This window comes from Cephaloticoccus primus (genome assembly GCF_001580015.1).
GTDB classification, from domain to species: domain Bacteria; phylum Verrucomicrobiota; class Verrucomicrobiia; order Opitutales; family Opitutaceae; genus Cephaloticoccus; species Cephaloticoccus primus.
The window spans coordinates 74,004-84,118 of the sequence record NZ_LSZQ01000028.1 but is presented as its reverse complement, the minus strand read 5'-3'; the positions used below and the strand labels follow the sequence as shown (position 1 = coordinate 84,118).

12 protein-coding genes and 1 pseudogene are annotated in these 10,115 nt (G+C 55.6%); 8 read left to right on the top strand and 5 right to left on the bottom strand.

Features of this window, described 5'->3' with window-relative positions; translation table 11 throughout:
• Positions 1–32 precede the first annotated feature (32 nt).
• On the bottom strand, positions 33–443 hold the full coding sequence (locus AXK11_RS03295) for an acyl-CoA thioesterase (RefSeq protein WP_068629286.1): 411 nt from the start codon (positions 441–443) through the stop codon (positions 33–35).
• 319 nt (positions 444–762) lie between these two features.
• On the opposite strand from AXK11_RS03295, the gene AXK11_RS03290 reads away from it, so the two are divergent.
• Together AXK11_RS03290 and AXK11_RS10395 are read left to right on the top strand one after the other, a co-directional pair.
• A complete protein-coding gene (locus AXK11_RS03290; RefSeq protein WP_068629285.1) occupies positions 763–2,829 on the top strand; it encodes a serine hydrolase in 2,067 nt (688 codons plus the stop codon).
• A gap of 375 nt (positions 2,830–3,204) precedes the next feature.
• Complete coding sequence (locus AXK11_RS10395; RefSeq protein WP_082780823.1) at positions 3,205–3,462, top strand: PH domain-containing protein; 258 nt, start codon at positions 3,205–3,207, stop codon at positions 3,460–3,462.
• Here AXK11_RS10395 and AXK11_RS09675 read toward each other — a convergent pair.
• From AXK11_RS09675 to AXK11_RS09300, 4 genes and pseudogenes are all read right to left on the bottom strand, one after another.
• A pseudogene (locus AXK11_RS09675) lies at positions 3,425–3,682 on the bottom strand (hypothetical protein); the annotation flags it as partial. The gene AXK11_RS10395 and the pseudogene AXK11_RS09675 overlap by 38 nt on opposite strands.
• A gap of 186 nt (positions 3,683–3,868) precedes the next feature.
• Positions 3,869–4,063, bottom strand: coding sequence for a thioredoxin domain-containing protein (locus tag AXK11_RS10170; protein WP_231865744.1), 195 nt, complete (start codon positions 4,061–4,063; stop codon positions 3,869–3,871).
• A 113-nt stretch (positions 4,064–4,176) separates the two neighbouring features.
• A complete protein-coding gene (locus AXK11_RS03285) occupies positions 4,177–4,737 on the bottom strand; it encodes a chorismate--pyruvate lyase family protein (protein ID WP_068629283.1) in 561 nt (186 codons plus the stop codon).
• 3 nt (positions 4,738–4,740) lie between these two features.
• On the bottom strand, positions 4,741–5,466 hold the full coding sequence (locus AXK11_RS09300; RefSeq protein ID WP_197456782.1) for a 4'-phosphopantetheinyl transferase family protein: 726 nt from the start codon (positions 5,464–5,466) through the stop codon (positions 4,741–4,743).
• Between the two features lie 84 nt (positions 5,467–5,550).
• Between AXK11_RS09300 and AXK11_RS10355 the strand changes: the two genes are divergently transcribed.
• Genes AXK11_RS10355 through AXK11_RS03265 form a run of 6 tightly spaced genes read left to right on the top strand, consistent with a single transcriptional unit; the run spans position 5,551 to position 10,114 of the window.
• On the top strand, positions 5,551–6,351 hold the full coding sequence (locus tag AXK11_RS10355) for a beta-ketoacyl synthase chain length factor (protein WP_082780821.1): 801 nt from the start codon (positions 5,551–5,553) through the stop codon (positions 6,349–6,351).
• A complete protein-coding gene (locus AXK11_RS03280; protein ID WP_068629308.1) occupies positions 6,348–7,190 on the top strand; it encodes a lysophospholipid acyltransferase family protein in 843 nt (280 codons plus the stop codon). Before AXK11_RS10355 ends, AXK11_RS03280 begins: the two co-directional genes overlap by 4 nt.
• Before the next feature lie 13 nt (positions 7,191–7,203).
• Positions 7,204–7,467 carry a phosphopantetheine-binding protein gene (locus AXK11_RS03275; RefSeq protein ID WP_068629281.1) on the top strand — a complete coding sequence of 88 codons (264 nt, stop codon included), beginning with the start codon at positions 7,204–7,206 and terminating at the stop codon, positions 7,465–7,467.
• A gap of 4 nt (positions 7,468–7,471) precedes the next feature.
• Positions 7,472–7,783, top strand: coding sequence for an acyl carrier protein (locus tag AXK11_RS09290; RefSeq protein WP_082780820.1), 312 nt, complete (start codon positions 7,472–7,474; stop codon positions 7,781–7,783).
• Positions 7,780–8,355, top strand: a complete 576-nt coding sequence (locus AXK11_RS03270; protein ID WP_068629279.1) for a COG4648 family protein — start codon at positions 7,780–7,782, stop codon at positions 8,353–8,355. The genes AXK11_RS09290 and AXK11_RS03270 overlap by 4 nt, the downstream gene beginning before the upstream one ends.
• A 7-nt stretch (positions 8,356–8,362) precedes the next feature.
• A complete protein-coding gene (locus AXK11_RS03265; RefSeq protein ID WP_068629277.1) occupies positions 8,363–10,114 on the top strand; it encodes an ApeI family dehydratase in 1,752 nt (583 codons plus the stop codon).
• The last annotated feature ends 1 nt before the right edge of the window (position 10,115 follow it).

Here is a 10,115-nt window from a genome sequence, read left to right as displayed (position 1 = left end):
CGCGAGATGCCTTTGTCTCGGCTGCCCCGCCACTAGCCCGCATCAACCCAAGTTGCCAACGCGGCGGGGAGGGGAGCGCGTGTGCGCTGCGAACGCGAGGTGACGACATGCTCGGTGCGCACGCGTGCGGCGATTTTTTCGGGCGTTCCGCTGCGCCGGACTTCGTAGTTGATCGCAAAACTATCTTCCGAAAGTCGCGCCGGTTGTACGGAAATGCGCACGACATCGCCACAAATGAGCGGGCGCAGGTAGTCGGCACTCGCTCGGGAGATCGGGATCAGCGTGTCGCTGTCGCGCCCTAAGAACGACTGCACCGGACAACCCGCTGCGGTGAGCGCGGCCTCGTAGGCTTCGTGACAAAGCGCGAGGTAACGCGCGAAAAACACGACCCCCGCCGCATCAGTATCCGCCAGTCGAATCGTGCGCTCATAAGTAAAAGCCATGATCGAAGGACTTGGGCCTGTCCGCTCTTCCTGTCGAGTCCACTCCGGCTCCACAGTTTGGCCGGCTGCGCTGCGGTTCCTGCGCGGTCGTCTGCGGCGCGGCGCTTCACTCGGCGGCAAAAAGTGGGCTTCGGTCTGGCACCCCGTGGGGAGATTTTTCTGCCCCGCCGGGCCGATGCGTATTTACACGGATTTTCAGGCGAGTTTCCTTTGCACCGCTTTTTCCCTTTCTCGCGTCGCTTTCCCGATCCCCCCGTCGGCTGCGCCAGCCGCAGCGCTTCCCCCTTCTCCCCGAAAATCCCCTCCGCCCCCTCCTGTCATGAAGTCCCGTTACTCCCGTGCACTGGCGTCAGCCGCCGCATTTATTTCTCTCCTCGCGCTCGCGCCCACGAGCGTCCCGGCAATGAGCGATGCCGAGCTCGAGGCTATCGTCTCGCGCCGACTGTCGGGGGATCGCACGGGGGCGAATCTGGCGGTGGCAGTGATTGAGCCGGAGGGCATCTCTCGCGCTTTTGTGGCCGCGGAAGAGGGGGCCCGCGCGCTGCGCATCGGGCCCGACTCGGCCTTTGAAATCGGCTCGGTGACCAAGACGATGACCGCCGCGCTACTGGCCGATTTGATTTTGCGTGGCGAAGCCTCGCTTGACGATCCGCTGAGCGACTGGCTGCCCGCGGGCACGCCAGTACCGAGCTTCGAAGGACAACCCATTTTATTGCGACACGTGGTCACGCACACGAGCGGCCTGCCGCCCTTGCCTTCGCGGTTACAGGTCACCACCCCCAATAACCCTTACGCCAACCTCACCGAGGAGGCTCTACTCGCCTCGCTCGCCGAAGTGAGTCTGCGCGAGCCGCCCGGCACGCAGTTCGCGTACTCCAATTTTGCCTTCATGCTCCTGTCCTATGCGCTAGCCCGTCACGCGGAGACCGATTTGGAAACCTTGCTGCGCGAGCGGCTTTTTTCACCGCTGGAGATGACTGGGGCCTATATTGAAAAACGCCCCGCGGGCATTCGCGCGGCCGTCGGCCACACGGCGAACAATGCGCAGCCTACGCCCGCGTGGCACTTCGCCACCAGCATGGCCGGCGTGGGCGGAGTGCGTGCGCCCCTCGACGACATGATCCGCTACGTACAGGCGCAGCTTGCTCCGGAGGAGGCGGGCATCGGGCCTGCGCTGCGGCTCGCCCACCACCGGCTTCACGACGGATTTGAGATCAGCGGGCAGCCCTACGATGGGTTGGGTATTGGCTGGATGCAGCGCGAGGTCGGCGGCCGTACCCTCATCTTTCACGCCGGAGGGACGGGCGGCTTCTCCGCCTTTGTGGGCTTCGATGTTGAGTCCCAGCGCGGTGTGGTTGCCCTATCCGACACCGCTTGGAACACAATCGGCGGCACACAACGCCTCGGACTGCACCTGCTGGCCCCAGAGGACATCCCGCTGGATGCCCCGCGCTTGCGAATCGATCCGCCCCAAGAGCTGCTTGATGCACTCGCGGGCGAGTATCAGCTCGCAGGGTTGCGGATTACACTGCGGCAGCGCGGCGGGCACCTTTTCGTTCAAGGTGCAGGCCAGCCCGAGTTCGAAATGGGCTACGATACTGAGGGAGACTTTTTCCCGCTCCAGTTCGAAGCCCGGCTGCGGCCCAAGCAAGCCGACGGGACCTACTCCTTCACTTGGTACCAAGGCGGAGGGGCCATCACTGCTACTCGCATAGGGGCAAGTGAGACCCGCGCTGCGGTGAGTAAGGATGCAGCGAGCGAAACTCCTGAAGCCGCGAGCACGGCTTTGCCGGAACTAGCCTTATCGGAGCAAGACTTGGCTGCCTACGCGGGAAGCTACGAGTTGATGCCCGGCTTTTCGCTGACCATTCGCGTAAAAGACGGCGCACTCGAAGCCCAGGCCACAGGGCAGCCCACCTTCCCCCTTCAATACAGCAGCGAAGACCGCTTCGCCGCTCCGGCCTTCGGTGTCGAAATCCACTTTAAACGCACCGCCTCCGGCCAAGTCGACGCCCTCGAACTCCACCAAGCCGGCCAAACACTCCGCGGTAAACGTAAGGAAGCAGCTAAGCACGTGGAAAAGGCCGAGCCTGTACAAGCTGAGTCGGGCTTGGCCGCCTACGCAGGGAACTACGAGCTGATACCCGGTTTCTCGCTGATCATTCGCGTAAAGGGTGACGCGCTCGAAGCCCAGGCCGTAGGAGAGGGGCCAATCGAAATGCCTGCAGGCCAGAGCATATTTTCTCTGCAACATCGCGGTAAAGACCGCTTTTCTGCCTTCGAAATCGGTGCGGATATCGACTTCAAACGCGACAAGACGGGGCGAGTAAATGCCTTCCAAATCCAGCAAGCGGGCTTTACTCATCACGGTAAACGCAAGAAGTAAGCTTTGGCCATGATACTGATGCTATAGGATTTATATAACTCTAAACTAAAGAACAGGAGGCTTGAGATGAGCTACGATAATTCGGCTACGTTTTTTGAGGCGAAGTTATCTGCCTCGGTGAAGATTATAACAATACTTTTCTCGGTCTTTATCCTGTCGGCTTTGGCTCCAGCCTATGCGAGCCTTGGTCAGGGTTGGGGCTCGTATATAACCTTTGGGCTGATTGCTATAGCCATACTGAGTGTTTTGGGATGGCTTTATTGCTCTAGGGTAATGGGGTATGAAGTTGGAGCTAACAAGTTGAGTATTAAGCGAAGAGGGCGTGCTTCCCTATTCATCCCTTTAGGAGATATATAGGAAGTCGATGCGCTTAAAATTCACATCATATACAAAACGGTTCGCCTATGGGGTAGTGGAGGGATCTGGGGCTATTACGGCAAGTTCAAGACGATCGGTCAGCCGAGCTTTACGGCTTATGTGACGGATGCGAGAAACTGTGTGATGCTGACTTTAAAGAGCGGTGAGCGAATCGCGATTTCGCCCCATCGTAAGGAGGCCTTCTTGGAAAAGCTCTCCGAATTGCGCCCCGATTTACTCATAAGTCAGAAACATATGAGACGATTGGGTGATTGAAGAATGATCTGACGAGGTTGGGGTTGGCTTTGATTTGGGCGAGTTCATCGACGTAGCCGCGGGCGGCGGCGATCTTGTGCGCGGGCAGGTTATCGAGCACCAGGTGCAGGGGGCGCTTTGCGCCTTGCATCATCTTGCGCAGCAGTTGGACAACGCTCCGCGCCTGATAGGTGCTGAACCAAAACCCGCCTTTGCTGTTGACTGCCGAGGCATCCGCGACAAGCCAACCAGCCGCATCTCTTCCAATGCAGAATGTGAAACCGTCCGTCCATCTCTCTTTTCATAATCACCACCATAGCACATAATTCACAGCACGTCTCCCATATTCCTGACTTCTGTGTAAGCCACACTGACGAGGCCTCAATGAAGGGCTCGCCCAAAAGCAGTGCGAGCGCATCGGCCTCAATCATCGCGGGGAGCTTTTGCGCCAAGCCTTGGGCGCGGTAGTCCATGCCCGAAGTATTAAAAATCCGGCGCAACGCCCCTCCATAAGTGGCCAGTATCTGGCGCAGCTCTGCGACACTGGCGGCGTTTCGCGAATCGGATATTCGGCAAAATCAACCCCGCGCGCCCTCAGCCACTTGGCCGCATTCCGGCACATGCTGCACTTCGCATAAGTGTAAAGCTTCAGGGACATAAACCCATCTGGCTAGGCTCCCGCCCTCTCCAACCGCAAGCCCTAGCGCTCCATAAAAATACCCACTCCCCGCCTCCTCAAACCCAACGCACCATACCCCAGAAATCGGGCAAAAAGCACTCGCTCACCAACAACGACTGGCCTTGGCGCAAAAAAACTGAGCGGCGCGCAAGTAAATCCGGGCGGGCCACCCAATCCGGATTTAGCCGCTGCAACACCGCATGTAGCGCAAGCGGAGACTGCACGCAGGTCAAGGCAAAATCAGAGCGGGCAATGCTATGGTCGTGATAAAGTATTTCGGCAAGCGGGCGGTCGCCCAGCTCCCTCATTCCTTTCCACGCCCCATACACCGCCGCCAACCGCGCAACACTCCTGGCCGCAACCACAAACTGACCGTCAACGCGCATCAGTACTTCGCGTATCCAGACCCGTTCACCTCGCATACCGCCCAGTGCCGATGCTTCATCAAGTGCAGCTTCGCAGGGGTATTCGTCTACCACCTGTAATTCCAGCCTGCCCAGGTTCCGCAGAGCCTCAGTAAGAGCGCCAGAACGCAGTAACCAATTCCTTTTCATGGGCGAACTTAGCCCAGGAATAACCTCACTCCAAAATGGAGCATACAAAGGAGACGGAATCATAAGTTAAACCGTGGAGGCCGAAAAAATGAGTTCTCTATCTGGGAGTTCGCAGCCTGGCATGGTATGCCAGCGAGGAATTATCGGGTTAGACGCTAAAGTAGAGGGATCATTAAAAACAACTGAGACAACCCACTCCAGACCTACAAGCCAAGAGTGTACGTGCCAGCCCCGCGACGGAGCTATCAAAATTGCCTTTTCTGGAGAGGTATACTCCAGACCTACACGGGCCATATCCCCCGGGAAATCCAGGTTTGCTGCCTTGATGAAGGCTTCCTTTAATGTCCATAAAAGATAAAAATGATGTATCTTCGCTAACTCACCTTCCTCTTTCTCTATTTTATTTAACACCTGACATTCGGTTTTAGAGCATACCCAGTTTGCCAAACGAAAAACATCACGAGTCTTTATTCGCTCCAAATCAATTCCTACGCGCCAAGCCGACGGAGCGGCAACGCATACTGCATGCCCACTACTATGGCTAAGCGAACACGCCCTCTCCAAGATTCCGGGGCGAAATTGTTGCAGTAAAGCGCGGCTCACTTGCCAGTCCAGCCAAGCTTTTGTACCACGAGGCAGCAATGCCCGCTGGGCATCCTCAGCGGATAAATGCTGTGCGCAGTAGCGCTGCGCAGCGGTAGGTCCAGCCCAAGCCACATAGAATTCATCACTGAGTCTCACGAGATTAAAGCATACTGTTAAAACACGTCCACCTGTACTGAGGGCAGTCAACGAGGAGGAGGTTATTTCTGCCAATTATTTCATTGCAATAACCAAAATCATAGCCGGTTGTTTTTGGGAAAAGCGTCATCCCCCATGTTCACATTTTCCATCGCACAATGGCAAGGCTGGGCAGAAAACCTGGTAGATCCACAAGAATGGGAGCGATGGGCTCGCGCACCATTTTGTCCGCTCGGAGGCAAGCCCAAAACGTCTAAACTGGGCTTCCTGCCTCCCATCCAGCGAAGGCGCCTAAGTACCTTGGCACGTGGAGTTTTTGAATGTGCTTGGCCCTTAGCAGAGAAGAGGCGCAGGAATGCCCCGCTAGTGTTTGCTTCGCGCCACGGTGAGACGCGCCGCAGCTTCCAGTTGTTGCAGACCTTGGCGGCTGGCGAGCCTCTCTCCCCCACCTCGTTTTGCCTGTCAGTGCACAACGCGATCGCCGCACAGTGGTCGATCATGCGCGGCGAAACAGCAGAGTCCGTTGCTCTGGCCGCAGAAGACGATGGGCTGGAACACGCGTTTATCGAAGCTGTGCTTATGCTACGTGCTGGTCACGAGGAGGTTCTAGTCGTAGTTGCCGAAGAGAGGCCCCCCTCTGCCTACGCTCGCTGGATAGCGGATGTGCCCCACTCGTATGTCACCGCATTCCAATTACGCTCCGGAAATGACTGGAGTCTCACGCTAAATCCCGTAGTTCCCTCGCCCACGAAACTAACCCGAGACACAGATTCGATGCAGCTAGCCCCTCCCCCAACACCACTTTGGCCAAATCCACTGAACCTCTTGCGCCACCTGCTACTGGGCACCCTTAGTTGGCAGCATGCAGGCGCAAACAGCCCGCGCCGCTGGCGATGGACACGCAACTCAACTCCGTCAGGGCAACCGACGGCATGAACCAGGCAGACACCACACAGATAACACGCCGTCAGGATTTCTGGCTGTGGCGCCTGTTGGCCACCGGGCTGGCCTTCAGCCTTTTTGGTGCAGGCAGCATCATCTTGCACTTCCTCGTTTTTCCCGCACAACGACTCGCAGGGGGCGATGCTCAAACCCGCCAGCGCCGCGCACGGTGGGTAGTGCATCACACATTCAGGCTGTTTACACGCTTCATGATAGGTACGGGCGTCTTGACGATGCAGCTCCAGAATATCCAAAAGCTGGGGCGCCCGGGGCAAATGATCATCGCCAACCATCCCTCCTTGCTGGATGTCGTATTCCTGATCAGCCTAATCCCTAATGCCAACTGCATCGTCAAACGTGGGCTATACCAAAATATATTCACCTGTGGGCCAATCAGAGCCTGTGGCTATATCCCTAACGATGCCAGCGCGGAAATGCTCGATAAAGCAGCTCAAGTTTTACGGCAGGGCGAAACCCTCATTATATTCCCTGAGGGGACGCGTACACCACTAAACGAGGCTCCCCGATTCCACCGGGGAGCCTGTGCCATTGCCCTACGCGGGGCTAGCCACGTTACCCCTGTAGTCATCCACATGCAGCCACGATCACTAGCCAAAGGGATGCCCTGGTATCACATTCCCCATCGACGTATGCACTATCGCATTGAGGCAGGAGAAGATATCTCCCCTCTCGAATGGGAAAAGAAGTACCCGCTACCAATCGCCGGGCGTAAAATGAATGAATACCTGCACAACTATTTTGACACCACGCTGCAATTAAATCGAAAAATACAAAATTTCAGCCCCCCGTCACACAACAAGACCAAACACTGAGCCCAATCCCACTATGACACAATCGCTAGAACAAGAACTGAAATCGCTAGTTATCGATGCCCTCGGGCTAGAAGACATCACTCCCGATGATATCGAAAACACAGCTCCATTATTCGGCGACGGGCTGGGGCTCGACTCGGTCGATGCGCTGGAGCTTGGGCTAGCCCTACAGAAGCGCTATAAAATCACGATTGATCCAGAAACACGCAATATGCGTGACCATTTCTCAAGCATCGCCAATCTTGCCGCATTTATCCGCAACCAACAAGCCGCATAGCCTCATGTATACTTACGATCAAATTTTTACTACACTGCGTAGTGCTCTTGTGGAGCTCTTTAAAATCGCGCCGGAGCGAATAATACCTCAGTCAAACCTCTATACCGACCTGGAAATCGATAGCATAGATGCGATTGACCTTATCGACCACATACAACGTACAACGGGGCAAAAGCTGGAAGCCAGCGATTTCCGTACGGTGCGTACTGTAGAAGATGTGATTCAGGCCCTGCTAAAAAAACAGCAAGGCACTTCTCTGCCTGCTCAAGATACTGGAACACATCTAGATACGCCCACTACACCTCCAGCCACATGAAACGCTTGTTTGCTTCGGCGTTGCTGCTCACAGCCATCGCCTATCCGTTTGGCGTATATTTCAGCTTGGGGCGTATTTCTGCCGCTTGGGTAGCTTTGGGTCTCGCTTTGCTGTGGCTGTTACGTGCGCTCACTTCATCAGCCAGTAATACCTTGGCCCCCCGGCTTTCTCGACCTCTGCCGTTTCTGATGGTATTTTTTTGCCTAGGACTGGCCGCCGCAGACCTATTTTTCGCCAGAGATACTCAAATCTGGCTGCGAGTCTACCCTGTTCTGGTCAACACCCTGTTTCTGACCTTATTTGGGCTAAGCCTAAAATTTGGTCTCCCCATCATTGAACAGATCGCCCGTCTTAGGTATGCGGACTTACCACCACAAGCGGTGCGTTACACACGCAAAGTCACAATGATCTGGTGTCTTTTTTTTGCCGTGAACGGCAGTATTGCTGCCGCACTTGCATTCTGGGGAACCTGGGCTTGGTGGGCTATCTACAATGGTGCAATCAGCTACGTACTCATGGGGACTTTGCTATTAGGAGAGTGGTGGCTGCGCCCCAAATACCGCAAGGAGTAAGAAAGCAATGCCCCACACGCCATTAACGCCACTTGCGCATCTACTACTGCCTGGTAGTACCGATAGGCTCATTGCAGATCAGCCTGCATTGACGCACAGCCAATGGACGCAGCACTCCTTACAGCTCGCTGCCGCCTTGCGTTCGCACGGCGTTCAACAAGCGGCATTGTGGTTTGAAGATGCCGCCTTATTCTCAATCGCGCTATTTGCCTGCTGGCGCGCGGGTATCACCGCCGTGCTAAGCCCTGATGCACAAGCACACACGGCCAACAGTTTATCCGGTCAAGTTGACCTGTGGTTAAGTGATGTGGAGCTTCCGTATGTTTCCGCGGCAAAACAATGGCGTATTAATTCGTCCGCACAGTTACCCGATGAGGCACCCGATGTGGCATCGCTAGCTGCCTGCGAGCTAAACCCACAACACGAAATTATCCTATGCACATCAGGCTCTAGTGGCACGCCCAAGCAAATCCGCAAACACTGGCAACAACTACAGCTTGAAATCAGTGCGTTGCAGCAACAATGGCCCATGCACCCCGATATTGTAGACTGCGTGCTAGGCAGCGTATCCGTGCAACATATGTACGGCTTACCCTTTCGGATACTCTGGCCACTATCTGCCGGTGTAATGATCGACCGTCCGCAGCGCCCATATCCGGAATCTTTGCAGCATGCCAGTCTCATGCACCCTCGTATTGTCTGGGTTGCGAGTCCGGCGCTGTTACAGCGCCTGGGAGATCAAATCAACTGGGGCCCACTGCGAGAAAGAATCGTGCATATCTACTCGGCAGGCGGCCCGTTGCCACTGGCTGTGTCGGACCTGCTCCTGAAGCACTTGGGACAGAGACCTGTCGAAATCTATGGCAGCTCAGAAACTGGCGTCATTGCGTTTCGTAGTGGCGCGGATGATTGGCACCCCTTTCGCAGCGTAACAGTTAGCCTCAATGCTCACGGTGCCTTACACGTACAGTCTCCCTGGGTTCAAACAGAAGGCGAACAAACATCAGATGGCGCAGAGTTGACGACACATGGGTTCCGGCTACGCGAACGCTTGGACCGTATTGTTAAAATCGAGGGCAAACGTATTGCACTCCCGATACTGGAAAATGCGCTATCCCAACACCCAGCAGTCTCACAAGTACATGTCGGCTCAGCCCCCAATACGACCACCACACAGGCACATCGACTGGCAGCGCTAGTCGCCCTATCTACAGAGGGGCTACGGCTCTTGCGTAACAAAGGTCGCGCAGCATTGGTGAATCACCTTCGCAGGAGCTTGATAGGACAAATCGAGCCGTTGGCCATACCGCGTATCTGGCGTTTCTTTGAGCAATTACCGGTAGACACGCAAGGCAAAGTCACCAAATCCATCTTCGAGGAGGCAGTCATAAGCCGTCCGCACAGGCCGGATTTCCAAGCCCTGACAAGCCGTACAAATGCAAAGCCACACACCTATGAATACGCAATAAAAATCCCTTATGACCTGGTGTATTTTGGCGGCCACTTCCCCGATATGCCGGTTGTACCAGGCGTTGCGCAAATCGGCTGGGCTATGGAAATCGCACAACAAAGCTTATTGCCTAAAATCTGCCCCGATTTTCGCTTTGGCAGCCTGGAGGCCCTCAAGTTCCAGAAAATCATACTCCCAAGCGATATATTGACACTAACACTGTACTTTGATGTAGAGGAAGAAAAACTGCATTTCATCTTTAGAAATGGAGATACCCCCTGCTCCTCTGGGTGGATTACCAATCGATAAG

What these genes read in the sequence shown, in the direction of transcription:
- AXK11_RS03295 (WP_068629286.1), bottom strand. Translation starts at nt 443, where the DNA reads ATGGCTTTTACTTATGAGCGCACGATTCGACTGGCGGATACTGATGCG.
- AXK11_RS03290 (WP_068629285.1), top strand. Translation starts at nt 763, where the DNA reads ATGAAGTCCCGTTACTCCCGTGCACTGGCGTCAGCCGCCGCATTTATT.
- AXK11_RS10170 (WP_231865744.1), bottom strand. Translation starts at nt 4,063, where the DNA reads ATGTGCCGGAATGCGGCCAAGTGGCTGAGGGCGCGCGGGGTTGATTTT.
- AXK11_RS03285 (WP_068629283.1), bottom strand. Translation starts at nt 4,737, where the DNA reads ATGATTCCGTCTCCTTTGTATGCTCCATTTTGGAGTGAGGTTATTCCT.
- AXK11_RS10355 (WP_082780821.1), top strand. Translation starts at nt 5,551, where the DNA reads ATGTTCACATTTTCCATCGCACAATGGCAAGGCTGGGCAGAAAACCTG.
- AXK11_RS03280 (WP_068629308.1), top strand. Translation starts at nt 6,348, where the DNA reads ATGAACCAGGCAGACACCACACAGATAACACGCCGTCAGGATTTCTGG.
- AXK11_RS03275 (WP_068629281.1), top strand. Translation starts at nt 7,204, where the DNA reads ATGACACAATCGCTAGAACAAGAACTGAAATCGCTAGTTATCGATGCC.
- AXK11_RS09290 (WP_082780820.1), top strand. Translation starts at nt 7,472, where the DNA reads ATGTATACTTACGATCAAATTTTTACTACACTGCGTAGTGCTCTTGTG.
- AXK11_RS03270 (WP_068629279.1), top strand. Translation starts at nt 7,780, where the DNA reads ATGAAACGCTTGTTTGCTTCGGCGTTGCTGCTCACAGCCATCGCCTAT.
- AXK11_RS03265 (WP_068629277.1), top strand. Translation starts at nt 8,363, where the DNA reads ATGCCCCACACGCCATTAACGCCACTTGCGCATCTACTACTGCCTGGT.